This window comes from Barrientosiimonas endolithica (assembly GCF_030296655.1).
GTDB classification, from domain to species: domain Bacteria; phylum Actinomycetota; class Actinomycetes; order Actinomycetales; family Dermatophilaceae; genus Barrientosiimonas; species Barrientosiimonas humi.
In genome coordinates this window covers 3,514,713-3,537,788 of the sequence record NZ_AP027735.1, presented here as the reverse complement: position 1 = coordinate 3,537,788, position 23,076 = coordinate 3,514,713, and the positions used below count along the sequence as shown (strand labels likewise).

Annotated in this window: 23 protein-coding genes and 4 pseudogenes; 11 read left to right on the top strand and 16 right to left on the bottom strand. The window is 72.9% G+C overall.

Features of this window, described 5'->3' with window-relative positions; translation table 11 throughout:
* Positions 1–54: 54 nt before the first annotated feature.
* From benD to benA, 4 genes are read right to left on the bottom strand one after another with little or no spacing between them, the layout of a single operon-like run.
* Positions 55–1,956, bottom strand: a complete 1,902-nt coding sequence (gene benD / locus QUE40_RS17890; protein WP_289231835.1) for a benzoate diol dehydrogenase BenD — start codon at positions 1,954–1,956, stop codon at positions 55–57.
* Positions 1,926–2,888, bottom strand: a complete 963-nt coding sequence (gene benC, locus QUE40_RS17885) for a benzoate 1,2-dioxygenase electron transfer component BenC (protein ID WP_289231834.1) — start codon at positions 2,886–2,888, stop codon at positions 1,926–1,928. Before benC ends, benD begins: the two co-directional genes overlap by 31 nt.
* An 18-nt stretch (positions 2,889–2,906) precedes the next feature.
* On the bottom strand, positions 2,907–3,464 hold the full coding sequence (gene benB / locus QUE40_RS17880; protein WP_142007242.1) for a benzoate 1,2-dioxygenase small subunit: 558 nt from the start codon (positions 3,462–3,464) through the stop codon (positions 2,907–2,909).
* Positions 3,461–4,840: a benzoate 1,2-dioxygenase large subunit gene (benA, locus tag QUE40_RS17875; RefSeq protein WP_289231833.1), complete on the bottom strand. Its 1,380-nt coding sequence runs from the start codon at positions 4,838–4,840 to the stop codon at positions 3,461–3,463. Before benA ends, benB begins: the two co-directional genes overlap by 4 nt.
* A 213-nt stretch (positions 4,841–5,053) precedes the next feature.
* On the opposite strand from benA, the gene QUE40_RS17870 reads away from it, so the two are divergent.
* From QUE40_RS17870 to catC, 4 genes are read left to right on the top strand one after another with little or no spacing between them, the layout of a single operon-like run.
* On the top strand, positions 5,054–5,965 hold the full coding sequence (locus tag QUE40_RS17870; RefSeq protein ID WP_142007240.1) for a LysR substrate-binding domain-containing protein: 912 nt from the start codon (positions 5,054–5,056) through the stop codon (positions 5,963–5,965).
* Entirely contained in the window at positions 5,962–7,065 is a 1,104-nt protein-coding gene (locus tag QUE40_RS17865) for a mandelate racemase/muconate lactonizing enzyme family protein (RefSeq protein ID WP_289231832.1), read from the top strand. Before QUE40_RS17870 ends, QUE40_RS17865 begins: the two co-directional genes overlap by 4 nt.
* 40 nt (positions 7,066–7,105) lie before the next feature.
* A complete protein-coding gene (catA, locus tag QUE40_RS17860) occupies positions 7,106–7,963 on the top strand; it encodes a catechol 1,2-dioxygenase (protein WP_289231831.1) in 858 nt (285 codons plus the stop codon).
* Between the two features lie 6 nt (positions 7,964–7,969).
* Positions 7,970–8,251 (top strand): muconolactone Delta-isomerase, encoded by a 282-nt coding sequence (catC, locus tag QUE40_RS17855; protein WP_142007237.1) that lies wholly within the window; start codon positions 7,970–7,972, stop codon positions 8,249–8,251.
* Between the two features lie 105 nt (positions 8,252–8,356).
* On the opposite strand, the gene QUE40_RS17850 is transcribed toward catC, so the two are convergent.
* Positions 8,357–9,355 carry a helix-turn-helix domain-containing protein gene (locus QUE40_RS17850; RefSeq protein ID WP_289231830.1) on the bottom strand — a complete coding sequence of 333 codons (999 nt, stop codon included), beginning with the start codon at positions 9,353–9,355 and terminating at the stop codon, positions 8,357–8,359.
* 273 nt (positions 9,356–9,628) lie between these two features.
* On the opposite strand from QUE40_RS17850, the pseudogene QUE40_RS17845 reads away from it, so the two are divergent.
* Together QUE40_RS17845 and QUE40_RS17840 are read left to right on the top strand one after the other, a co-directional pair.
* Positions 9,629–10,408 (top strand): annotated as a pseudogene (locus QUE40_RS17845) (peptidase inhibitor family I36 protein); the annotation flags it as partial.
* A 193-nt stretch (positions 10,409–10,601) separates the two neighbouring features.
* Positions 10,602–11,510 carry a peptidoglycan-binding protein gene (locus QUE40_RS17840; protein ID WP_289231829.1) on the top strand — a complete coding sequence of 303 codons (909 nt, stop codon included), beginning with the start codon at positions 10,602–10,604 and terminating at the stop codon, positions 11,508–11,510.
* 129 nt (positions 11,511–11,639) lie between these two features.
* Here the strand turns inward: QUE40_RS17840 and pdxY are convergent.
* Positions 11,640–12,487: pseudogene (gene pdxY, locus QUE40_RS17835) on the bottom strand (pyridoxal kinase PdxY).
* 43 nt (positions 12,488–12,530) lie between these two features.
* Here pdxY and QUE40_RS17830 point away from each other — a divergent pair.
* Positions 12,531–12,851 (top strand): rhodanese-like domain-containing protein, encoded by a 321-nt coding sequence (locus tag QUE40_RS17830; RefSeq protein WP_142007232.1) that lies wholly within the window; start codon positions 12,531–12,533, stop codon positions 12,849–12,851.
* Between the two features lie 189 nt (positions 12,852–13,040).
* On the opposite strand, the gene QUE40_RS17825 is transcribed toward QUE40_RS17830, so the two are convergent.
* The 9 genes and pseudogenes from QUE40_RS17825 to QUE40_RS17780 all read right to left on the bottom strand — a co-directional run.
* Complete coding sequence (locus QUE40_RS17825; protein ID WP_142007231.1) at positions 13,041–13,880, bottom strand: thioesterase family protein; 840 nt, start codon at positions 13,878–13,880, stop codon at positions 13,041–13,043.
* Between the two features lie 20 nt (positions 13,881–13,900).
* Complete coding sequence (locus tag QUE40_RS17820) at positions 13,901–14,761, bottom strand: Fpg/Nei family DNA glycosylase (RefSeq protein ID WP_289231828.1); 861 nt, start codon at positions 14,759–14,761, stop codon at positions 13,901–13,903.
* Positions 14,754–14,972: a hypothetical protein gene (locus QUE40_RS17815; protein ID WP_289233140.1), complete on the bottom strand. Its 219-nt coding sequence runs from the start codon at positions 14,970–14,972 to the stop codon at positions 14,754–14,756. Before QUE40_RS17815 ends, QUE40_RS17820 begins: the two co-directional genes overlap by 8 nt.
* A gap of 78 nt (positions 14,973–15,050) precedes the next feature.
* A pseudogene (locus tag QUE40_RS19535) lies at positions 15,051–15,388 on the bottom strand (phosphatase domain-containing protein); the annotation flags it as partial.
* Between the two features lie 529 nt (positions 15,389–15,917).
* Positions 15,918–16,343, bottom strand: coding sequence for a MarR family winged helix-turn-helix transcriptional regulator (locus tag QUE40_RS17800; RefSeq protein ID WP_142007228.1), 426 nt, complete (start codon positions 16,341–16,343; stop codon positions 15,918–15,920).
* Position 16,344: 1 nt separating this feature from the next.
* Positions 16,345–16,677 (bottom strand): YrdB family protein, encoded by a 333-nt coding sequence (locus tag QUE40_RS17795; RefSeq protein WP_142007227.1) that lies wholly within the window; start codon positions 16,675–16,677, stop codon positions 16,345–16,347.
* Complete coding sequence (thpR, locus tag QUE40_RS17790) at positions 16,661–17,251, bottom strand: RNA 2',3'-cyclic phosphodiesterase (protein ID WP_289231826.1); 591 nt, start codon at positions 17,249–17,251, stop codon at positions 16,661–16,663. Before thpR ends, QUE40_RS17795 begins: the two co-directional genes overlap by 17 nt.
* Positions 17,252–17,267: 16 nt before the next feature.
* On the bottom strand, positions 17,268–18,191 hold the full coding sequence (gene murQ / locus QUE40_RS17785) for an N-acetylmuramic acid 6-phosphate etherase (protein ID WP_289231825.1): 924 nt from the start codon (positions 18,189–18,191) through the stop codon (positions 17,268–17,270).
* Between the two features lie 157 nt (positions 18,192–18,348).
* Positions 18,349–19,101 (bottom strand): annotated as a pseudogene (locus QUE40_RS17780) (MurR/RpiR family transcriptional regulator); the annotation flags it as partial.
* Positions 19,102–19,245: 144 nt separating this feature from the next.
* Between QUE40_RS17780 and QUE40_RS17775 the strand changes: the two are divergent.
* The 4 genes from QUE40_RS17775 to QUE40_RS17760 all read left to right on the top strand — a co-directional run bounded on the left by QUE40_RS17775 (position 19,246) and on the right by QUE40_RS17760 (position 21,335).
* Positions 19,246–19,392, top strand: coding sequence for a hypothetical protein (locus tag QUE40_RS17775; RefSeq protein ID WP_289231824.1), 147 nt, complete (start codon positions 19,246–19,248; stop codon positions 19,390–19,392).
* Positions 19,386–19,901 (top strand): hypothetical protein, encoded by a 516-nt coding sequence (locus tag QUE40_RS17770; RefSeq protein WP_289231823.1) that lies wholly within the window; start codon positions 19,386–19,388, stop codon positions 19,899–19,901. The genes QUE40_RS17775 and QUE40_RS17770 overlap by 7 nt, the downstream gene beginning before the upstream one ends.
* Entirely contained in the window at positions 19,886–20,158 is a 273-nt protein-coding gene (locus QUE40_RS17765; RefSeq protein WP_289231822.1) for a hypothetical protein, read from the top strand. The genes QUE40_RS17770 and QUE40_RS17765 overlap by 16 nt, the downstream gene beginning before the upstream one ends.
* A 187-nt stretch (positions 20,159–20,345) precedes the next feature.
* Entirely contained in the window at positions 20,346–21,335 is a 990-nt protein-coding gene (locus tag QUE40_RS17760) for an anhydro-N-acetylmuramic acid kinase (RefSeq protein WP_289231821.1), read from the top strand.
* Positions 21,336–21,441: 106 nt separating this feature from the next.
* Here QUE40_RS17760 and QUE40_RS17755 read toward each other — a convergent pair whose 3' ends face one another.
* A complete protein-coding gene (locus tag QUE40_RS17755; protein WP_289231820.1) occupies positions 21,442–23,031 on the bottom strand; it encodes a glycoside hydrolase family 10-like protein in 1,590 nt (529 codons plus the stop codon).
* Positions 23,032–23,076: the final 45 nt, after the last annotated feature.

The following is a 23,076-nucleotide window of genomic DNA, read 5'->3' as shown; positions in this document are numbered from 1 at the left end:
TAGAAGGGTTCGGCTCGCCCGGGGGCCGGTCGCGCGCGACGGGCTCGCCCGGGCTCACCCGAGGTCGCCGCCGGCGACCGGCAGCACCGTCCCCGTGATGTAGGACGCTTCCGGCGAGGCGACGAAGCAGATCGCGGCGGCCTGCTCGTCGAGCGTGCCGTATCTCTTGAGCAGCGAGGAGTCGACGGTCTGGTCGACGATCGTCTGGTACCACTGCTTCTCCTCGTCGCTCTCCGGCGCCGGGCCGCGCGGGATCCGGCGCGGCGGCGCCTCGGTGCCGCCGGGGGCGGTCGCCACGACGCGGACACCGTGCGGCGCCAGCTCCATCGCCAGCGAGGTGGTGATCGCGTTGACGCCGCCCTTGGCCGCGGCGTAGGGCACCCGGTTCAGCCCGCGGGTCGCGACCGAGGAGACGTTGACGATCGTGCCCGTCCCGCGCGCCACCATGTGCGGCGCCACGGCCCGGCAGCCCCAGAGGGTGGGGAACAGCGAGCGCGAGATCTCGGCCTCGACCTGCTCGGGCGGGTAGTCGGTGAACGGCTTCGCCCAGATCGTCCCGCCGACGGTGTGGATCGCCACGTCGATGCGGCCGAACTTCGCGAGCGCCTGGTCGACCACCTTCTCCGCACCCTCCCAGGTCTCCAGATCGGCTGTGACAGCGAGGGATTCGCGACCGGCGGCGGCCAGCTCGGAGGCCATTCCGCCGACCGAGTCGGAGCGGTCGGCGAGCACGACCGAGCCGCCCTCGGCGCTCACCCGCCGCGCCACGGCCTCGCCGATGCCCTGCGCGGCGCCGGTGATCAGCACCGCCAGGCCGTCGAACCGGCCCGGGCTGACGTGCGCCGGCCGCAGCCGCTGCTGCGCGTCGGCCATCGCCCGCCGCATGGTCACCTTCGACCGCTCGGCGTGCTCGACGACCAGCCGGCGCGCAGCCTCGCGGTCGCCGGCCTCGAACGCCTCGACGATCTCGACGTGGTCGGTCGCGCAGCGCGGGTGGCACCAGGTGGCGTTGCGCAGCACCGCGTCCATGTGCCCCTTCACGCCGAGCGCCTGATAGGCCTGCAGCAGGTGCTCGTTGCGCGTCTGACCGAACAGGTAGTCGTGGAACGCGGCGTTGGACTCGGTGTAGGCGCCCGCGTCGACGAACCTCTCGGACTCGGCGTCGACGTACGGCAGGGTCGACTCGGCCAGCAAGCGGTACCCCGCGAGCTGCTGCGACCCGAGCCGCCCGATCGTCAGCTCGATCGCGCCGAGCTCCAGCGCCTGCCGCGCCTCGAACACCGCGTCGGACTCGTGCACCGACGGGTGCTCCTCGCCGATCTCGTACGCCGGCTGCTGGCCGGGTGCGTCCGGCGCCACGGGCGCGGGCTCGGTCGGGGAGTCCGCCACGGGCGGCCCTGCGGGCGGTGCCACCACGGGCGGTGCCACCAGGGGCTGGACAACGCGCTCGGGGAAGACGACCTGGCGGGTCACCTCGCGAGCCTGCGGCGCGAGCACCAGCTCGTCGTCGGGTGCCAGGTCGACCGCGGAAACCGTTGCGGCAGGGTCGGACTCGCGGCCGGCGTAGACGCGCTGGCGGGTGACCTGACGCAGCAGCGTCGCCTCGGCGGACCGGTCCAGCGCCGCGGCCGGGACCGTGAGCGGTGCGGTCTCGCGCGGCACGAACACCGGCTGCCGGGCCACCTCCCGGGCGAGGTCGGGGTCGGGGACCAGGCGCAGCGGCGCGGGGGTCTCGACGGGCTCGACCGGCTGGGAGGGCTCGACCGGCTCGGGCGCGGGGGTTTCGACAGGCTCAACCGGCTCGGAGGGCCCGGCCGGCTCGGAGGTTTCGACAGGCTCAACCGGCTTGGAGGGCTCGACCGGCTCGGCGGGCTCCGCGTCTGCCGCCGACAGCGCGAACTTCTCGTAGTAGAACCCGGTGGGGGTCAGGCCGGCGTCGGCGAAGTGCTGACGCACCGACTCGACCATCGGCGGGGGCCGCACAGGTAGACCGCTGCGTCGCCCTCGTGCAGGTGCTCGGGCTGGATCAGCGACATCACGTAGCCCTTGTTGGGCGCGCTGCTGCCGGGGTCGGAGACGCAGTAGTCCCAGGTGAGCCCGGGCAGCTGCGCCGCCAGCTCCTCGATCGCGTCGAGCTCGACGAGGTCGTCGTCGGTGCTCACGCCGTAGATCAGGTGGATCGGTCGCTCGATGGCGTCGTCGCGCAGCTTGCGCAGGATCGCGAGGATCGGCGCCAGCCCGGTGCCGCCGGCCAGCAGCAGCGCCGGCCGGGCGGTCTCGCGCAGGAAGAAGCTGCCCAGTGGCCCGGTGAAGGTCACCGAATCGCCTACTGCCGCAACGCCGGTCAAGTGATCCGACATGAGGCCGCCGGGGGTGATCTTCACCAGGAAGCTCAGCTCGTCCTCGCCGGGCGCGCTGGAGAAGGAGTACGACCGGGTCTGGTCGGTCCCGGGGACGGCGATGTTGACGTACTGCCCGGGCAGGAAGGTCAGCTTGTCGCGGTCGGGGATCTTCAGCGACAGGGCGACGGTGGTGGGGGAGAGCCGGTCGAGCCGGGTCACCTCACCGGTGTAGCTCGCGGCCTGGGTCTTGGCGACGGCCGACGTCGAGGCGATCTGCAGCACCAGGTCCGAGCGGGGCCTCATGCTGCACGGCAGCACGAACCCCTCCTCGGCCTCGGCGTCGCTGAGCGCGTCGTCGATGTAGGTGCCGCCGTCGTACTCACCCGACTCGCAGAACGCCTTGCAGGTGCCGCACGCGCCGTCGCGGCAGTCGAGCGGGATGTTGATGCGGGCGCGGTAGGACGCGTCGGCGACGGTCTGGTCCTCGGCGCAGGTGACGAACCGCGTCACCCCGTCCTCGAAGGACAGTGCTACCTGGTGGCTCATGGCTGGTCACCGGCCCGATCAGAAGTGGTAGACGTCGACGACGTGGTGGATGTAGTCGTTCTTCAGCACCACGGTCTTGCGACGGATCAGCGGCGACTCCCCGGAGAAGTCGATCGTGCAGAACGTCGTCCCGTAGTAGGGGTCGACGGTCTTGTAGCGGAAGTACATCGTGTGCCAGTTGAAGCGCACGTCCAGCACGTCGCCGCGCCGCTCGATCACCTCGACGTTGCTCACGTTGTGGTTGGTGCGCGGCTCGGGGATCGACGTCGCGCTCGACCGCTCGGTGCGGATGCGGAAGATCCGGTCCTCGAGCCCGCCCTTGTTGGGGTAGTAGATCAGCGAGATCTCCTGCTGCGGGTCGTCGGTGAGCCGGTCGTCGTCGGCCCACGCCGGCATCCAGTACTCGCAGTCGTCGGCGTAGCACTCGAGCCACTTCTCGAACTCGCGGTCGTCGAGGTAGCGCGCCTCGCGATAGAGGAACTGCTCGATGTCGTTCTGCGAGATGGCTTTTCGCGGTGCGCCGTCGCTCGCAGCCGGCTCCTGACGTACGTCCGTGGTCGGGTCGGTGGTGGTCATGACGCCGCTCCTTCGCTCGCCTCGTGCTGCCGCTCGGACTCCAGCGCCTCGCGCATCACCGTCAGCCAGTAGCCGTGCTGCACGGGGTAGAGCCCCTCGTCCTCGTTCTTCAGCCCGGCCGAGACCACTCCGGTCATGCCGAGCTTGGTGGCCACCTCGTCGGGGCCGGACAGCCAGTGCACGGCGCCCCGGCTCATGTCGTTCCAGGGGGCGGCCGAGGCCTGGAAGGTCAGCTGGCAGGAGCGGAACTCCTCCAGGTCGTCCGGCGTGGCCATGCCCGAGGCGTTGAAGAAGTCCTCGTACTGCCGGATGCGCCAGGCGCGCGACTCGGCGCTCTCGCCCTTGGGCGCGATGCAGTAGATCGTGACCTCGGTCTGGTCCGGCGAGATCGGCCGGAAGTGGCGGATCTGCGTGGAGAACTGGTCCATCAGGTACACGTTCGGATAGAGGCACAGGTTGCGGCTGCCCTTGACCATGAACTCGCCCTTGGCCTCGCCGTAGAGCTCCTTGAGCCGGTCCAGGCGGTCCCACAGCGGGCGGTCCTCGGGGTTGCCGGCCCAGGTCCACAGGCACAGGTGGCCGTTGGGGTAGGACCAGTAGCCGCCGCCGGACTTGCCCCAGCTGCCGGCGTCCAGCGTCTTGGTCTCGTTGGCCGAGTCTCCGGTGCCGCGGCGCGAGGTGGTGGCGGCGTAGTTCCAGTGCGTCGCGGTCACGTGATAGCCGTCGGCGCCGTTCTCGGCCTGCACCTTCCAGTTGCCGTCGTAGGTGTAGGTCGACGAGCCGCGCAGCACTTCCAGGCCGTCGGGCGACTGGTCGACGAGCATGTCGATGACCTTCGTGGTGTCGCCGAGGTGCTCCTCCAGCGGCAGCACGTGCTCGTTGAGGCTGCCGAACAGGAACCCGCGGTAGGAGTCGAACCGCGCGACCTTGGTCATGTTGTGCGAGCCGTCGGTGTCGAACGTCTCGGGGTAGCCGGCGCCGTCGGGGTCCTTGACCTTCAGCAGCGTGCCGTCGTTGCGGAACGTCCACCCGTGGAACGGGCAGGTGAGGGTGGTGCGGTTGTCGGTCTTGCGCCGGCAGATCATCGCGCCGCGGTGGGCGCAAGCGTTGATCAGCAGGTGCAGCTCGCCGCTCTTGTCGCGGGTGATCACGACCGGCTGGCGCCCCATGTACGTCGTGAAGTAGTCCCCGGGTTCGGGCACCTGGCTCTCGTGCGCGAGGTAGAGCCAGTTGCCCTCGAAGATGTGCTTCATCTCCAGCTCGAAGAGCTCCTCGTCGGTGAAGATCCGCCGGTTCGCGCGGTAGACGCCGGCCTCGGCGTCGTCGACGACGGCGTTGGCCAGCACCTCTTCCAGGTGGTCCAGCGACTGGGTCATGGCTCCTCCAGGTGCCTCGTGCCTGTGATCTGGACCACGCTCGCAGCGCCGCCCGGACCGGCGCACCGGGCACCTGCCCAGTCCTGACCCGGACATCCATCCATCGTCTGTGTCGATCAATCAGCGCCAAATGAGTCCTTGTGATGAATCAATATCCGTACCTACCGTGAATCGATCGCCCCGCCCTCGGGGCCCGTCGGGAAGGAGGCCGCCGTGGAGCTGCGACACCTGCGCTACTTCGTGGCCGTCGCCGAGACCTGCCACTTCGGCCGCGCCGCCGAGCGCCTGCACATGGCCCAGCCCGCCCTCTCCCAGAGCGTGCGACAGCTCGAGTCCCACCTGGGCGCAACGCTTTTCACGCGCACCACCCGGCAGGTCTCGCTGACCCCGGCCGGGGAGTACCTCCTGGAGGAGGCCCGCCGCATCCTCGACGCCGTCGACGCCAGCGCCACCGGCGTGCAACGCATCTCCGCGGGGCGCCGGGGCCTGGCGCGCATCGGGTTCACCGGGACGGCCGTGTTCTCCCAGCTGCCCGCCATCGCCCGGGCGATCGAGCGCGACCTGCCCGACATCGACCTCGAGGTGCACGCCGACCAGCTCACCCCGCAGCTGTGCGAGGGGCTGAGCGAAGGCCGGCTCGACCTGGCCGTGCTGCGCCCGCCGGCCACCGGCGACGACACCGCCGTGCGCGCCATCGCCGTCGAGCCGCTCGTGCTGGCGCTCCCCAGCGACCACCGCCTCGTCGACGAGCCGGAGATCGCGATGGCCGACCTGCGCACCGAGGGCTTCGTGCTGTACGCCAGCAAGGACTCCGCGGTCAACGAGGCCATCCAACGCGCAGCTCGCGCAGCAGGATTCACGCCGCGGCGCAGCCACCTGGCCCCCGGAACCGCCGTGCTGCTCGCGCTGGTCGCGGCCGGGCTCGGCATCGGGCTGGTGCCCGAGTCGGCCCGGGCCCTCCCGCTCGAGGGCGTGACGTTCCACGACGTCACCGACGCCGGCGCCGTCGAGCTCGCGCTGGCCTGGCACGAGCCGGCCTCGGCCCTGGTCGAGCAGGTCGTCGGGGTGCTCGACGCCGCCGGCATCCTCACCGACCGCCCCTCCGCCACGGGAGCCCCACGATGAAGATCACCGCCGTCGAGGCGATCCCCTACGCCATCCCCTACCGCAAGCCGCTGCGCTTCGCGAGCGGCGAGGTGTCGACCGCCGAGCACGTGCTGGTGCGGGTGCACACCGACGACGGCGTGGTCGGGATCGCCGACGCCCCGCCGCGCCCGTTCACCTACGGCGAGACGCAGCGCAGCGTGGTGGCCGCGGTGACCGAGCTGTTCGCCCCGCAGGTCGTCGGCACCCGGCTGGTCGAGCGCGAGCAGGTCGACGCGCGGATGTCCCGCACGGTCGGCAACCCGGCCGCCAAGTCGGCCGTCGACATGGCCATCTGGGACGCGCTGGGCCGCACCGTCGGCCTGCCCGTGACCGAGCTGCTCGGCGGGTTCACCGACCGCATGCGCGTGTCGCACATGCTGGGGTTCGACTCGCCCGAGGCGATGGTGACCGAGGCGCAGCGGGTGCGACAGACGTACGGCATCGGCACGTTCAAGGTGAAGGTCGGCCGCAACCCCTATCGCCTCGACGTCGCCGTGGTGCGCGCGCTGCGCGAGCACCTGGGCGACGACGTCGAGCTCTACGTCGACGGCAACCGCGGCTGGTCGGCCGCCGACTCCGCGCGCGCGATGCGCGAGATGGCCGACCTGGGGCTGCTGTTCGCCGAGGAGCTGTGCCCCGCCGACGACGTGCTCGGCCGCCGCTGGCTGGTGCAGCAGTGCGACGTGCCGTTCATCGCCGACGAGTCGGCGGTGACGCCGGCCGACGCCGTGCGCGAGCTGCTCGCCGGCTCGGCCACCGCCCTGTCGATCAAGACCGCCCGCACCGGGTTCACCCGATCCGCGCGAGTGCACCACCTCGCGGAGTCGCTGGGGGTGGAATCAGTCATGGGCAACCAGATCGACAGCCAGCTCGGCACGGTCTGCACGGTCGCGTTCGGCGCGGCCTTCCGGCTCACCGCCGCACGCGCCGGCGAGCTGTCCAACTTCCTCGACATGAGCGACGACCTGCTCACCGAGCCGCTGCAGATCCGCGACGGCGTGCTGACCGTGCGGCCCGGCCCCGGCCTGGGCGTCGAGATCGACCCCGACAAGCTCCAGCGCTACCGGTCCGACCGGTGACGCACACCCCACTCACCCACCAGGAATGAAGGAGAACGCCATGACGCAGGAACAGACCCAGGCCCCCAGCGCCGCCTCGTCGGGGGCCTCGGCCACCGAGCGGTTCCGCAGCGACAAGAAGGCCGGCGCGAGCGCCGACCCCGAGCGGGTCGACCTGCTCGCGCGCGAGGTCATCGGGGCGGTGCACGACACCATCCGCCGCCACAAGGTCACCTACGACGAGTACAACGCGCTCAAGTCGTGGCTGATCAGCGTCGGCGAGGACGGCGAGTGGCCGCTGTTCCTCGACGTGTGGATCGAGCACGTCGTCGAGGAGGTCGCGACCGAGCACCGCGAGGGCAACAAGGGCACGATCGAGGGCCCCTACTACGTGCCCGACTCGCCCGACCAGGGCGCCCGCGGCAGCCTCCCGATGCGCGACGGCGAGACCGGAACGCCGCTGGTCTGGACCGGCAAGGTCACCTCCACCGACGGCTCCCCGCTCGCCGGCGCCAAGGTCGAGGTGTGGCACGCCGACAACGACGGGCTCTACTCCCAGTTCGCGCCGGACATCCCCGAGTGGAACCTGCGGGCCTCGTTCACCACCGACGAGAACGGCGACTTCGAGATCACCACGATCCGGCCGGCGCCCTACCAGATCCCCACCGACGGCTCCTGCGGCAAGCTCATCGCCGCTGCCGGCTGGCACGCGTGGCGCCCCGCGCACATCCACGTCAAGGCCTCCGCCCCCGGGCACGAGCTGCTCACCGCGCAGCTGTACTTCCCCGGCGACGAGCACAACGAGGACGACATCGCCTCGGCGTTCAAGCCCGAGCTGATGCTCGACCCGCAGGACGCGGGCGAGCACCAGACGATCTCGTACGACTTCGTGCTCGATCCCGAGACGAAGGCGGCCTGAGCGCCGATGCTGTTCCACGTCCGGATGGATGTCCGTCTTCCGGCAGACCTCGACCCGGGCGAGCGGGATGCCCTGCTCGCCCGGGAGAAGGCCTACAGCCAGGAGCTGCAGCGCGACGGGCGGTGGCCGCACATCTGGCGCATCGCCGGGGAGTACGCCAACTTCTCGGTCTTCGACGTCGAGTCGGGCGACGAGCTGCACCAGCTGATCTCGGGGCTGCCGCTGTTCCCCTACATGGACATCCACGTCACGCCGCTCGCCACCCACCCCAGCGACATCCGCGCGTGAGTGATGCGGCTGGCGCGGGGTGCGCCGGCGCCGGTCAGCGCACCCGCAGGGTGAAGAAGATCGGCCGCTGCCCCGGGAAGGCGTAGTTGCCTTCGCGGTCGACGATCATCCAGCGCACGTAGCAGGTCGCGCTCGTGCGCGGCGTCGTGATCGGCACCGAGACCCGCGCCGTGCCGCCCGGCTCGGTCCGGGGATCGGCACGGTCTCCGGCGTGGTGCAGCCGAACCGGCCGAGCAGCGGGTCGATTCGCCGCATCGCGCGGCCCTCCCAGACCTGGTTGCCGTTGTTGCGCAGCTCCCAGGTCTTGGTGACCGTGGTGCCGCGGTCGTAGAGGCCGCAGTCGGTGGGCGTCTCCGATCCCTTCCTGGCCCCGTCTCCCGGGGTGCGCGGCGCGAGGTCACGGTCGTGCGTCGCCGAGTTCGTCGGGCAGGAGGGTGACGCCGACGCCGCGACACCGGCAGCGCGCGGCGTGCTCGACGGGGTCAGCGCGGCGGCCGGGGCCTGCTCGTCGTCGGACAGCGCGCCGTAGGTCGCGACCGCTCCGAGCGACAGCACGGCCCCCAGCGCCGCGGCTCCGGCGAGCAGCAGCGCGGACGGCCGGGTCGAGCGCGGCGCAGCCGGGTCGTCGCTCGCCCCCGACCCCCGACGTACGTCATCGCCGGGCTCACCCACGCCCGCCGGCTCCACCGAGGCCGGCTCAGCCGACGCCGTTCTCGCCGACGCCCGCTCGTCCGGCGACGATCGGTGCAACGCCGGCTCCTCCGGCGCCGGCTCCTCCGGCGCGGCATCGACCGGCGCCGGCTCCAGCGGCCGCGGATCGGGCACCCCGCTCGCGCTGACCGCACGCTCGGCCTGCTCCCAGGGCCCGCGCAGCCGCTCGGGGTCGGCGTCGCACGCCTTGACGAACTCGACCACCGTCGTCCACGACGGCAGCCGCGCACCCTGCACCGCGTCGTGCAACGTCGCGTGCGAGATCACGCCCGACCGCTTGGCCATCCGCCGGAACGACGGGTTGCCCGCCTCCTCGCGCACTCTGGTCAGCCGGTCGACGAATCCCTCGATGGCCGTAGCGCGTTCGTTCGCGCGCCCTGTCCCGTCGCTCACGACGACAAACCTCTCCCCGAGTCGTCCGGTCACTGGCCTCCCAGGATGGCAACCGGAGGCGTCGCGCAGGTGACAGCGAGGCGACGGATGTCAGATGCGCGTCATGCCGGGCGTCTGACAGGTCTGACGACACCGCCCGACCGGCCCGGCGCGACGTGACCACGCGTCGTCCGATCGCGTCAGAGCCCGCCCGACCACTGCCGTACGCCGTCGCCGGCTGGGCAGCGTCGTGGTCGTCCAGAGCGGACGAAGGACCCACGAAAGGAACGGCACATGCGCACCATGAAGACCCGCACCGCCACCGCACTGGGGGCGCTCGCCCTGACCGCCAGCGGCTTCGGCGCCGTCGTCACGTCGCCGGCCGCCGACGCGGCCGCGCGCGACGGCAGCTGCGACGCCGGTGAGTTCTGCTACAACTACAACTCCGACCTGGGTGGTTCCTGGTCGGACTTCACCGAGTCGGTGGGTGACTACGGCACGACCCAACCGAGCTGCTACGAGTTCAAGGGCGCCGGCGCCGGGCAGGGACGCTGCATCAAGAACGACGCCGGTGGCTACTGGAACAACACCGACAAGCCGGTCACGGTGTTCTACAACTCCGGCTTCGGGGGCCAGTCGGTCACCCTGCAGCCGGGCAGCAAGGGCCGCCTCCCGGCTGCGGTCTACAACGAGAACGCCTCGCACCGCATCGGCGGCGACACCAACCCGCCGCCCGCCACGGGGGACTGGGCCTCCCCGGTGCCCTCGTCGGCCAAGATCACCGCGCGGGCGACCTACAGCAACGGCTCGGCCCACGGCGCTGTCGACTACGCGGGTTTCGAGGGCAAGTTCAAGTCCGCCTGCACGGGCACGATCGACCAGGTCACGATCAACCCCACCTACCCCAACTCCAACGCCGAGGGTGTCAGCGGCTCGACCAACTACCTGTGGGTCGACTGCGGCGGGGGTGTCCGCATGGGCTACGCCCACTTCTACCAGCGCGACCTGCCCGCGGAGCTCAAGGTCGGCACCCGGGTGACCGCCGGGCAGGACCTCGTCCAGGTGGGCAACCAGGGCAACTCCAGCGGCACGCACCTGCACTTCGAGGTCCGCCGAGACGGAACCAAGATCGACGGCCACGACTTCCTGCAGAGCAAGGGCGTCAACGGCCTCCCCCGGAGTGAGCTACGCACCGCACTGAACGCGCACGACCGGGGTGCGGGCGGCGTACGTCCGCCCGCACCCCTCCCGCGAGAAAGGACTTCTCATGACCAGCACCAACCAGGCCGGCCCGAGCCGGCGCACCCTGCTGCAGTACGTCGGCGCGGGCTCGGTCGGGGCCGCCGCCCTCGCCGCGGTCGGACCGGGCGGGTGGACCAGCGCCGTCGCCGCGCAGCGGATCATCCCGCGCAAGGAGTGGGGTTTCACCGGGTGGCAGGCCGGTGGGCCGCCCGCGATCGACAAGACCGCGATCACCCACTTCGTCGTGCACTACCACGGCCAGACCGGGGCCAACGTGAGCGGACCGCAGGCGCCGCAGACCGTCGACCGCATCCACAAGGCCGACCCGGGCAACGCCGGCATCCTCTACAACTTCGTGATCACGCAGAAGGGCGAGATCTTCCAGGCGCGCGGCTACCAGTTCAAGTCGGGCGCCACCAAGGGCGCCAACGACTTCTCGATCGGGGTGCAGATCCACATCAGCGGGTCGACCCGGCCGACCGCGGCGGCGCTGCGCGCCCTGGAGTGGCTCTACCGCAACTCGCACCGGGCGCTCGGCAAGGAGCGCGCGCTGAAGATCACCGGCCACCAGGACCACACGGCGACCTCCTGCCCCGGCGGTCCGCTGAACCGGTGGGTCGACGGCCGCGGCCAGGAGCTCGTGCGCGAGATGGCCGGCGAGCCCGGCGGCGGGCAGGACCCGCAGGTGCCGCCGTTCCCGGGACGCGACGCGTTCCAGCTCGGCAAGAGCCACCCGGCGGTGGAGACGCTCGACCGCGGCCTGATCCGCAAGGGGTTCACCAAGAACCACGACGGCGACGGCTACCAGGCCGGCCGCACGTTCAGCCGCTACACCCGCGCCAACGTGCGCGACTTCCAGCTCGCCCAGGGCTGGTCCGGCTCCGACGCCGACGGCTACCCCGGCCCGGAGACCTGGAAGCGGCTCCTGTCCTGACCCTGCCGAGGAGGGGCGGCCCAGTTGGTGCAGGGGCGGCCCGGCTATCAAGGGGCCCCACCTGGATCATCTGGGCCGCCCCTCCTCGCTCGGGGGACCGGGGGCGCCGGCGGGGGACCGGCGCGGGGGTCAGCGCAGGCGGGTGACCTCGAACGTGCGCTCCGGCGCGACGATCTGGTCCTGGGCCGCGACGATCTGCAGCTCGCGGGCGCCGGAGTCGTGCGTCGCCTGCGCGATCGCGAACATCGCGTCGGCCGTACGTCCGAGCGCCGCCTCCGGCGTCTCGGTGAGGGCGTGCGCGAGGAAGATCGCGGCGGTCGCGTCGCCCCCTCCGGTGAGGTAGATCGGCAGCAGCGGCGTGGTGACGATCCAGGCCCCGTCGCCGGTGACAACCGCCATCTGCACCGAGTCGGCCGGCGTCTGGTCGGTTTGCACCGAGGTCACGAGCACCGTGCGCGGACCCTTGGCGCGCAGCGCGTCCGCGGCCGCGAGCAGCTCGTCGACCGTGCGCACCTCGGAGCCGGTGAGGTAGTCCAGCTCGAACTGGTTCGGCGTGAGGATGTCGGCCGCGGGCACGATCTTGTCGCGCATCATCTCGGGGATGCCGGGCTGCACGAAGAAGCCGCGGCCAACGTCACCCATCACCGGGTCGGCGCAGTAGATCGCGTCGGGGTTGGCCGCCTTGACCCGCGCGACCGCGTCGAGGATGACGTCGGCGATCGCGTCGGCGCCCATGTATCCCGACAGCACCGCGTCGGCCTCGCCGAGCACCCCCGCTCCTCGATGCCGGTGATCACGTCGGCGACCGTGTCGGGCGCGAACACCGGGCCGCGCCACGCGCCGTACCCCGTGTGGTTGGAGAAGTGCACGGTGAAGACCGGCCACACCTCGTGGCCCAGCCGCTGCAGCGGGAAGACGGCCGAGCTGTTGCCGGCGTGGCCGTAGGCGACCGAGGACTGGATCGACAGGATGTTCACCCGCGGGATCGTACGCCGGGAGCGGCTGCGCGAGGATGGCGCCATGACCGATGAGATCGTTCCCCAGGACATCGCCGACGACGCCGTCGTGCTCGACGTGCGCGAGCAGGACGAGTGGGACGCGGGCCACGCACCGAACGCGATCCACGTGCCGCTCGGCGACCTCCCCACCCGCCTCGACGACGTGCCCGCCACCGACGCGACGCTGCCGGTGGTGTGCCGCTCCGGCGGCCGCTCGGGTCGCGCCGTCGCGTGGCTGAGCCAGCAGGGCTACGACGTGGTCAACGTCGACGGCGGGATGAAGGCCTGGGCGCAGGCCGGCAAGCCGGTGGAGTCGGCGAACGGCCCGGGCGAGGTCATCTGACCGGACCGCTCCCGCAGATCGTGCGTTGTCGTACGAAATGCAGGACCTCCCCCGTCATCCCGGGGGCCGGCCGCTCAGATCGTGCGTTGTCGTACGAAATGCAGCGCTCGCCCCCGTCATCCCGGGGCCGGCCACTCAGATCGTGCGTGAACGACTGCGACCGGTAGTGCAGCCTCCCGACGAACTGATCTAGGCCTTCGGCTCGCGGGGCATCCGGGCGAGCTGGCGGGACTGGGCGACCAGGGTGTCCTCGCTGTCCCAGACCTGGCAGTCCTCGACGAAGTGCCCGGCGGCGGTGTGCTCGGTGTAGTGCTTGATCCGCAGCCACCCGGGCGCCGGGCGGGCGACCACGTTGACCGTGAACTCGATCGTGGGCGCCCAGCCGTAGCGCCCCAGGTCCATCGACACCGGCGGCAGCGCGTCGCAGGCGAACAGCAGCACGAACGGGTCGGGCTCCTGGCCGTCGGCGAGCCGGAAGTACGCCTGGATCAGGCCGCGGCCGGACGGCTGGCCCATCGCCCACCCGGCGCTGGCCGGGTCGAAGCGGACGTCGGTGCGCTCCAGCAGCGGGGCGTCTGGCACCGGCGACCCGGCGGGCGCGTCGTCCTTGCTCACGCACTGCTCGACCGGGGGCAGGTCGGGCGGCGTCAGCCGGGTCGTGGCCTCGGTCGGCAGCCGCGACAGGTCGGTGAAGCTGCCCATCGCCCGGATGCGCTCCTCGCGGCGGCCGTCGTCGGCGTACTGCACCAGCGCGGCGCTGCCGGTCGAGCTGGAGCCGCCCTGCCGCGCGATGTCGGTCTCGACCATCGCGAGACCGGGCCGGGTGGGCGACAGGTAGTAGGCGGACACGGCCAGCGGCTCGGTGTGCCCGCGGCCGCCGAGCGCGTCGGACATCGCCTTGGCCATCGTCGCCAGCAGCAGCCCGCCGTTGATCCCACCACCGATCGTCCAGCCGGCGGAGATGTCGACCGCGTAGCTCCCGGGGAACTCGCCGTCGCGCAGGGTCAGGGCGTCCTCGAACTCACTCACCCTCCGAACCTACCGGCGGGTCACTTCAGCAGGCGTGACATTCGCCGGTCGGCGAGCGGCTTTCCGCCGGTCTGGCAGGTCGCGCAGTACTGCAACGAGGAGTCGGCGAAGCTCACCTCGCGCACCACGTCGCCGCACACCGGGCACTGCTCGCCGGTGCGGCCGTGCACCCGCATGCCGGCGCGCTTGGCGTCCTTCAGCTCGGCCGCGGGCTTGCCCGCAGCTGCGGCCACGGCGCCCCGCAGCGTCTCCTGCAGCGCGGCGAACAGCCGCTCGATCTCCTCGTCGTCGAGCGAGGACGCGAGCGCGAACGGCGACAGCTTCGCGGCGTGCAGCACCTCGTCGGAGTAGGCGTTGCCCACGCCCGCGAGCACCGACTGGTCGCGCAGCAGCCCCTTGATCTGGGTGCGCTTGCCCTCCAGCAGCGCGCGGAACGCGGCGAGGTCGAAGTCGTCGGCGAGCGGGTCGGGGCCGAGCGAGGCGATGCCGGGCACGTCGGCCGGGTCGTGGACGACGTACGCCGCCAGCCCCTTCTTCGTGCCCGCCTCGGTCAGGTCGAAACCGCTGCCGTCGGAGAAGCGCACCCGCATCGCGATCGGCGAACGCCCAGGCTTCAGAAGGGCTTTCGGCGCCTCCTCCGACCAACGCAGCCACCCGGCGCGAGCCAGGTGGAAGACCAGGTGCAGCCCGTCGGCGTCGATGTCGACGAACTTGCCGTGCCGCTGCACGTCGCTGACCAGCAGGCCCGAAAGTGCTTGCGGCGCAGGGTCGTACGTCTTCAGCACACTGATCGAGCCCAGCTCGACCGCGGTGATGGCCTGGTCGACGATGCGCCCGCGCAGGAAGTCCGCGAGCGCCTGCACCTCGGGAAGCTCAGGCACGGTCGGCCCCCTCCAGCTCGCGCTCGGCCTGGTCGGTCCGCTGATCGGCGCGCCCGCTCTGCTCCGCCGCCTGCTCCTCGACCTGCTGACGGGCGCGCATCGCGTGGGTCACGAGTCGGTGCAGCACGTAGCCGTCGGGGCCCTCGACCACCGGCACGCTGGACGGCCCGCTCGGCTCGTCGGCCGGCAGGGGCGTGCCGCTGGAGAGCATCTGCTGGGCGGTGGTCAGGTGCCGGATCGCGATGGTCTCGACGCGGTCGGGCCGGGCCCGGGCGATCTCGTCGTAGAGCGTCGGGTCGTGCTGCCCGTCGTCGCCGACCAGCAGCCACCGGATGTGCGGGAACTCCTCGGTGAGCCGCCGCAGCGCCGCCCGCTTGTGCGCCTGGCCGCTGCGGAACCACGACTCCTCGGTCGGCCCCCAGTCGGTGAGCAGCAGCGCCCCTCGGGATAGCCGTGCCGCCGCAGGAAGCGGGCGAGCGTCGGCTGGGCGTTCCACGCCCCGGTCGACAGATAGATCACCGGGGTGCCGGGGTGGTGGGCGATCAGCGAGCGGAACATCGCGGCCATGCCCGGCACGACGCGGCGCGCGGTCTCCTGCAGCACGAACGAGTTGTACGCCGCGAGCATGGGTCGCGGGAGCGAGGTCACCAGGCAGGTGTCGTCGATGTCGCTGATGATGCCGAGCCGTGCCTGCGGGTCGATGACCTGCACCGGGCCGGTGTCGACGTGGCCGTCGAGCTCGAACGTTGCCTCGTGCCAACCGGGTTCGAGCCCGTGGCCGCGCAGCTCGACGTCGATGTAGCCGCCGCGGTCGGAGACCACCTCGACCTTCGCGCGCCCCAGCCGCACGGTCACCGTCACGGCCGGGAGCGGCGCCGAGAGGAACATCCGCCAGCCGCGCTGCACCGGCTCGTCCTCGTCGGGCAGACCCGGCCCGCCGCGCCGCCGCATGACCACCCGGGCGAAGACGCGCGCGAAGTCTGCGCCGGCGTACCCCGTGAACGGCAGCACGTGCCGCCCCCAGCCCCGCTTCGCGAGTCTCCCCGCGAGGTGGGCGTTGAAGGCGTCCTCGGCGCGTGACGCGGGGTGCGGATTCCCCATGGCCCAGACCCTATGCGGCGCAGGGGTGCTCGGTGGGGCTCATGCGAGGACTCGCTCAGGCCTTGGCGTCGCGCTCGACGAGCCGGGTGAGGATCGTGACCGCCTCGTCGATGACCTGCTGCTCGTGCGGCGTGAGGTCGGCGAGCAGCGGGCTGACGACGGCGGCGCGGGCCTTGCGCGCCCGCCGCAGCACCGTCGACCCGGCGGGGGTGAGACGCACGAGCGAGGCGCGACCGTCGGTCGGGTCGGGCTCGCGCTCGGCCCAGCCGCGCGCCTCGAGCCGCTGCACCTGGGCGGTCATCGTGGGCTGGCTGCAGTGGTCGGCCTCGGCGAGGTCGCCGACGCGGGCCGGCCCGACCTCGCCCATCAGCGCGAGCAGCCGCGCCTGCGCCGGGGAGACCTCCAGCTCGGCGTGGCGGGTGGCCCACCGGTGCAGCCGGGCCACCGCCTGCAGCAGTCGCTCGCCCCGCGCGTCGGCCATGTCAGCTGCCCACCGCACGCAGGCGGTAGACGAGCAGCGCGAGGAACACGACCGCGAGCAGCACTCCGGCCCAAAGGATTCCGGCGGCAATGAACGCGGCGACGGCGATGCCGAACCAGGCGACCTCGAGCGCGACGCGCGGCCAGCCGTAGACGGGGTAGCGCGCGTGCGGCGAGGAGAACAGTGCCCAGATCGTGCCCATGACGGCGATCGCGCCGAGCGCGAGCAGCACGCCGACGAGGGTGCTGTCAGCGAGGGAGTACGCCCACAGGGCGACCCCGACGTACGCCGCGAGCTCCAGCAGGAACATCACGGCCTCACCAGGTCGAACCATCGGTGTCCTCTCGATCGGCCAGTTCCGCGACGGATACCGTCTCATGACGGGGCCGTCCGCGCCCGCCGGGCTGCAGATGCGACGCGATCAGCTCGACCTCGTCAGCCACCCACTCCGGCCCGGCGTACGTCTGCAGCACCTCGACCCAACGCGTCTCCTGCTGCGGTCGACGGAGTCGGCTGACGGTCAGGTGCGGACGGAACGCCTGCCCGTCGGGCGTGGCCCCGACGTGGTTGCTGGTGCGGCGCACCGCCTGCGCGGTCGCGGCCAGCCCGTCGAGGTCGCCGCGCACGTCCATCCACAGCACCGCCGCGTGGAACGGGTCGGGGAAGGCCCCCGCGCCGGCGAGCCGCAGCCGCAGCGGCGCCAGGCGGAGCAGCCGCTCGGCGAGCGCCTCGGCCAGCTCCTCCTCGCGGTGCTCGGGCACGCTGGGCAGGAACGCGAGGGTCAGGTGCCACTGCCGCGGGTCGATCCAGGGGTGCTGCGAGCGCGGCTCGAGGAAGGCTGCGAGATCGGCGACCGCTTCCTCGGACGGCTTGATCGCCACGAACATCCGTTGACCCATCGCCGTCATGCTCCCACGTCGGCGGTCACTCGGCCCGCGGCTCGACGACCGCGCGCACCCGACCGTCCGCGGCCGCGAGTCGCGCTCTGGCGTCAGCGGGTTCGGCTCCGGTGAGCAGCGCGACGATCGCCACCTTGCTCTCGCCGCCGGCCGCCCGCAGCGCGTCGTCGGCCGTCTGCTCGTCGACCTCGGCGGCCGCGGCGACGATGCGCCGGGCGCGGTCGACGAGCTTGCCGTTGGTCGGCGCCATGTCGACCATCAGGTTGCGGAAGACGCGACCGGTGCGCACCATCGCGGCGGTCGTGAGCATGTTGCAGACCATCTTCTGCGCGGTGCCGGCCTTGAGCCGGGTCGAGCCGGTCAGCACCTCGGCCCCGGTCGGCAGCTCGATGGCGACGTCGGCGTGCGCGCTGGCCGCGGCGCCGCGGTTGCACGCCACCGACACGGTGCGCGCGCCGAGGCGACGGGCCTCGTCGAGGGCGGCGAGGACGTACGGCGTGCGGCCGCTGGCGCTGAGCCCCACCACCGTGTCGCGCGGGCCCACGTCGGCGGCGCGCACGTCGGTCGCGGCCCGGTCGGTGTCGTCCTCGGCCCCCTCGACCGCGGTCGTGAACGCCCGCTCGCCGCCGGCCAGCAGCGCGATCACCTGCTCCGGCGGGGTGCTGAAGGTGGGTGGGCACTCGGCGGCGTCGAGCAGGGCGAGGCGCCCGCTCGTGCCCGCGCCGACATACACGAGGCGGCCGGCGGACCGGAACGAGCCGGCGACCAGCTCGACCGCCTCGGCGACCTGAGGCAGCGCCTGCCGCACGACCCCGGCGACCGTCGCGTCGGCGTCGTTCATCAGCTCCAGCACCTCGGCGACGGCGAGCCGGTCGAGGTCGCGCGTGCGCGGGTCCTGCGCCTCGGTGCCGAGCGCGGCGAGGTCGCGCCGGTCGGCGGCCGCGCTCATCGCCGCTCGGCCTTCCCGGGGTGGCGCGTCGGCCGGTGACCGCGTCGTACGTCTTCGCCAGCGCCGCGGTCGACGCCGGCAGGTCGGTGCGGGCGACCGCGACGAAGAGCATGTCGACCACGGCGAGCTGCGCCGTGCGGCTGGCGGTGGCGCCCGCGCGGAAGGTCGTCTCGCGGGCGGCGGTGGTCAGCAGGATGTCGCTGGCCCGCGCGAGCGGCGACTCGGCGAAGTTGGTGAGGCCGATGGTGGTGGCGCCGGCCGCGCGCGCCCGCTCCAGCGGCTCGACCGTGTCGACGGTGGCGCCGGTGTGCGAGATACCGATGGCGACGGCGGTCTCGTCGAGCAGCGACGCAGCTGTCGACGCGGCGTGGATGTCGTGCCACGCGAACGCGATTCGGCCGATGCGCAGCAGCTTGTGCTGCAGGTCGGAGGCGACGCCCGCGCTGGCGCCCACGCCGAACACGTCGATGCGGGCGGCGCCGACCAGGGCGTCGACGGCGCGCTGCAGGTGGCCCAGGTCGAGGTGGTCGACGGTCTCCTGCAGCGCCCGGGTCTCGTGGTGCACGATCGTGCGCACGACGTCCTCGAGCGAGGCGCTCTCGTCGAGGTCGGCGGGCGGCTGACGGCCGGTCGAGCCGAGCGCGTCCTCGCGCGCGGCGGCGCCGGCGAGCGCGATGCGCAGCTGCGGGTAGCCCGCGAAGCCCACCTTGCGCGCGAAGCGGGCGACCGTGGCGACCGAGGTCTCGGCGTCCTCGGCGAGGCCGGTGATCGAGCGGCGCGCGGCCGCTGCGGGGTCGCCGATGACGACCTGGGCGACCCGCTGCTCGGCGGGCTGCAGCTGCGGCAGGCTCGAGCGCAGCCGCACCAGCACGTCGGTGGAGCCAGCGACTCCGGCGCCGTCGGCGCTCATGCACACCTCCCGCTCGACACGGCTGGCCGGTCAGCGCCCGGTCGGGCCGGCGTACCCGCCCGGCGTCGCTGACAACAAACGTCATGCAGACGGTATCCGACGGAAAACATTGACATGTCCGCATCGCCGGTCAAGGCTGCCCGCGTGACTGACGCGCTCGTCGACCTGGGCAAGACCCGCTGCCGGTTGCGCCTGGTGTCCGAGGGCCAGGTGCTCACCGAGGGTTCGGGCGGGGTGCGCCGGGTCTCGCTGCGCCCGAAGGGGTTTCGGCCGCAGCCCACTCCGTGCTGACGCTGCTCGACTCGGTCGTGCCCGCCCTCGCACCCACCCCGCTGCGCGCGATCGTCGTGGGGGCCGCCGGGGCGATCGCCGCGCCCGCAGCCGCCGACCAGCTGGCCCGCGAGCTGCTCGAGCGCACACCCGCCAGGGCGGCCGTGGTGACCAGCGACGCGATCACCTCGCACGTCGGGGCGCTCGGCGCCGAGCCCGGGGTCGCGCTGGTCGTCGGCACCGGCGCGGTGGCCGTGGCGCTGGACGAGCGCGGTCGCCTCGCGGTGGAGGACGGCGGCGGCCCGGTGACCGGCGACCTCGGCAGCGGGGCCTGGATCGGGGCGGAGGCGCTGCGGCGGGCCGAGGCCGGCGCCCAGCCGCTCGCCGCGCTGGCCCGGGCCCGGTTCGGCGACGACTGGCACGACCTCGCGGCGGACGCGGGCAGCTACGAGCTCGCCCGCCGCAGAGGGACGTTCGTGCCCGACGTGGCGCGGTCGGCGCGCGAGGAGACCCGGTGTCGCGCGCGGTGATCAGCGCCGCGGCCGACCACCTCGCGGCGACCGTGCGCGCGGCCCGCGCCCCGTTGTTCGACCGCTCGGCGGCCGTCCCCGTCGCCCTGCTCGGCGGGCTGACCACGCTCGGCGCGCTGCTCACCGACCGGCTCGCCTGCGGGATCGCGCCGTCCCGCTTCGTCCCCGCACAGGGGTCGGCGCTCGACGGGGCAGCCACCCTGCTGGAGCGAGAAGACCTGCCGCACGAGGCGTACGTCGTGCGGCGGGGCGCCTGATGCGGGTCGTCGGCCTGATCAGCGGGACGTCGATGGACGGTCTCGACGTCGGCGTCGCCGACCTCGACGGCGCCGGGTCGGCGGAGCTGCAGCTGCGGCCGCTCGGGGCGCGCACCGTGCCGTGGGAGAAGGCGCTGCGTCGGCGCCTGCTGGGGCTGCTCCCCCGGCCGCCACGACGATCCAGGAGGTGGCCGAGCTCGACGTGCTCGTGGGGCGCGCCAGCGGCCTGGCCGCGCGGTCGGCGATCGACGAGTTCGCCGGTGGCAGCGCCGATCTCGTCGTCAGCCACGGGCAGACGGTCTTCCACTGGGTGACCGACGGCCGGGCCCGCGGCACCCTCCAGCTCGGCCAGCCCGCCGAGATCGTCGAGGCCACCGGCCTGCCGGTCGTGTCCGACCTGCGCGCCCGCGACATCGCGGCGGGCGGCCAGGGCGCCCCGCTGGCCGGCACCCTCGACGTGCTCCTGCTGCGCGGGCTGGGCCTCGACACCCCCGTCGCCGCGCTCAACCTCGGCGGCATCGCCAACGTCACCGTCGTGCCGCCGGTCGGCACCCCGCTCGCGTTCGACACGGGGCCGGCCAGCTGCCTCGTCGACGCGACGGTGACGCGGCTGACCGACGGGCGCCAGACGTACGACATCGACGGGCGGCGCGCCGCCGCCGGCCGGGTGGACGAGCCGCTGCTGCGGGTGCTGCTCGACGAGCCGTTCTTCGCCCTGCCGCCGCCGCGCTCGACCGGCCGCGAGCTGTTCACGACCGACTTCGTCGACCGGGCTCTGTCCCGGGTCGGGCACCCGGTCGCCGAGGACGACCTGCTCGCCACGCTCACCGAGCTCACCGCCGTGACGGTCGCGGATTCGCTTGTGGGGCAAGGCGTCTCACGGGTCTATGCCTCCGGCGGCGGCGTGCACAACCCGACGATGCGAGCCGCGCTGCAGCGCCGCCTGGGGCCGGTCGAGCTGCGCACGTCGGACGATCTGGGGTTGCCGGTCGACGCCAAGGAGGCCTATCTCATGGCGCTCGTCGGCTACCTGACCTGGCACGGTGTCCCGGGGGTTCTGCCCGGCACGACCGGCGCCCGCGAGCCGCACGTGCTCGGGCGCGTCTCGCCGGCGGGAGGGCGCGTGCCGCCCCCGCCCACCGACGTACGTCCGCGGCGGCTCGTCGTCGGACGCTGACCGCGTCGGCCGTTCACCCAGCAGGCGGTCGACCCAGTCGGCCGTCGTCCCCGGCGCCCGTCGTCCCGGCGGCCCCACCCGGCGGGCCAACCCGGCGGGCCCAGCCTCAGCGCGCGACGGTGCCCGGCCCCTCCTGCCGCACCCGGTCGACCGGAGTGACGACGTAGGTCACCGGGCCGGCGGCCGGCTGCGGGTCGGTCCAGGTCTGCACGCCGCGCCGGGCCGGCACGATGTCGGCGATGTGCCGCGCGTCGGCGAGGTCGCACGAGGTCGCCCGGTCCCGCGGCACGCGATAGACGACGAACAGCCGCGCGTCGCCGTCGGTGCCCGACCAGCGCAGCGTCGGCTGCTGCCCACCGCGCCCGAGCACGACCCGGGTGATCGCGCGCGGCGCCCCGGGCCGGTCGTCGAGCCACGGCGACGCGGGGGTGAGCGACGGGCGGGTGTACCACGTGCGGTTGAGGATCCCGGTCGCGTCGAGCGCGTTGAGCCGCACCTGCTTCGCGGAGAAGAACATGTTGCCGTCGATCTGCGGGTAGCGGGTGTTGAAGTCCAGGTGCGACGAGAGCTCCTGCGGGTCGTCCCAGCTGGGGTCGGCGTTGGCGGCGACCTTGTAGGTGGCCTGGCCGATGAACAGGTGCACCCGGGTGCCCGTGACCTGCTCGGCCCACCAGTCGGTGACCTTCTCGTAGTCGGCCGCGGCGAACCCGCGCGACCAGTAGACCTGCGGCGCGATGTAGTCGACCGTCTCCTCGCGCACCCACTTGCGCGTGTCGGCGTAGAGGTCGTCGTAGGTCTCGGCACCGGCGGTGGTGTCGGAGCCCTCCGGGTCGGTCGCGCGGTTGCGCCAGATCGCGAACGGCGAGACGCCGAGCTGGGTGGTCGGGCGGGTGCGGCGGATGTCGTCGCGCAGGTCGCTCATGAAGCGGTTGATGTTGTCGCGCCGCCAGTCCTCCAGCGAGAACCCTTGTCCGTGCTCGGCATACGCGGCCGCGTCGTCGAAGACCTGACCCGCGACGGGATAGGGATAGAAGTAGTCGTCGAAGTGCACGGCGTCGATGTCGTAGCGCCGGACCGCGTCGATGATCGCGCGGCGGCACAGCTCGCGCACCTCGGGCAGCCCGGGGTTGTAGTAGAGCTTCCCGCCGTACGCCACCACCCAGTCCGGGTGCTGCGCACCCGGGTGCTCGGGCACCAGGACGGACCGGTCGGCGCGCTGCGAGACCCGGAACGGGTTGAACCAGGCGTGCAGCTCCAGCCCGCGCTCGTGCGCGGCGTCGACCGCGAAACCCAAGGGATCCCAACCGGGTTCGACCCCCTGCGTGCCAGAGAGGTACGCCGACCACGGCTCGACGTCGGACGGCCAGAACGCGTCGGCGGTCGGCCGCACCTGCAGCACGATCGCGTTGTGCCGCTGCTGCTTGGCGAGGTCGAGCCAGCCGATCAGCTCCGTGCGCTGCTGCTCCGCGGACAGGCCCGTGCGCGAGGGCCAGTCGATGTTCTCCACCGAGGCGACCCACATCGCGCGCAGGTCGCGCTTGGGCGTGCGCGGGTCGGTCGGGCAGCCGCCGTCGGGCAGCGGGACGACCGGTCGGCCGGCGGCCAGGGCGGAGGAGGCGAACGGCGGGGCGACGAACGGGGCGGCCACCAGGCCGGCCCCGGCGGCCAGGGCAGTGCGGCGTGTGGGCTGGGTCATGGTCAAGATTTACCAGCGGTGCACCACTCGTGGTGATTTCTTGAC

Bases quoted from the DNA above. Each gene is read 5' to 3' on its own strand.
- QUE40_RS17755 (WP_289231820.1), bottom strand. From the start codon at position 23,031: ATGACCCAGCCCACACGCCGCACTGCCCTGGCCGCCGGGGCCGGCCTG.
- QUE40_RS17815 (WP_289233140.1), bottom strand. From the start codon at position 14,972: ATGCTCTCCAGCGGCACGCCCCTGCCGGCCGACGAGCCGAGCGGGCCG.
- thpR (WP_289231826.1), bottom strand. From the start codon at position 17,251: ATGACGGCGATGGGTCAACGGATGTTCGTGGCGATCAAGCCGTCCGAG.
- murQ (WP_289231825.1), bottom strand. From the start codon at position 18,191: ATGAGCGCGGCCGCCGACCGGCGCGACCTCGCCGCGCTCGGCACCGAG.
- QUE40_RS17795 (WP_142007227.1), bottom strand. From the start codon at position 16,677: ATGGTTCGACCTGGTGAGGCCGTGATGTTCCTGCTGGAGCTCGCGGCG.
- catA (WP_289231831.1), top strand. From the start codon at position 7,106: ATGACGCAGGAACAGACCCAGGCCCCCAGCGCCGCCTCGTCGGGGGCC.
- catC (WP_142007237.1), top strand. From the start codon at position 7,970: ATGCTGTTCCACGTCCGGATGGATGTCCGTCTTCCGGCAGACCTCGAC.
- QUE40_RS17865 (WP_289231832.1), top strand. From the start codon at position 5,962: ATGAAGATCACCGCCGTCGAGGCGATCCCCTACGCCATCCCCTACCGC.
- benC (WP_289231834.1), bottom strand. From the start codon at position 2,888: ATGAGCCACCAGGTAGCACTGTCCTTCGAGGACGGGGTGACGCGGTTC.
- QUE40_RS17830 (WP_142007232.1), top strand. From the start codon at position 12,531: ATGACCGATGAGATCGTTCCCCAGGACATCGCCGACGACGCCGTCGTG.
- QUE40_RS17840 (WP_289231829.1), top strand. From the start codon at position 10,602: ATGACCAGCACCAACCAGGCCGGCCCGAGCCGGCGCACCCTGCTGCAG.
- benA (WP_289231833.1), bottom strand. From the start codon at position 4,840: ATGACCCAGTCGCTGGACCACCTGGAAGAGGTGCTGGCCAACGCCGTC.
- benB (WP_142007242.1), bottom strand. From the start codon at position 3,464: ATGACCACCACCGACCCGACCACGGACGTACGTCAGGAGCCGGCTGCG.
- QUE40_RS17800 (WP_142007228.1), bottom strand. From the start codon at position 16,343: ATGGCCGACGCGCGGGGCGAGCGACTGCTGCAGGCGGTGGCCCGGCTG.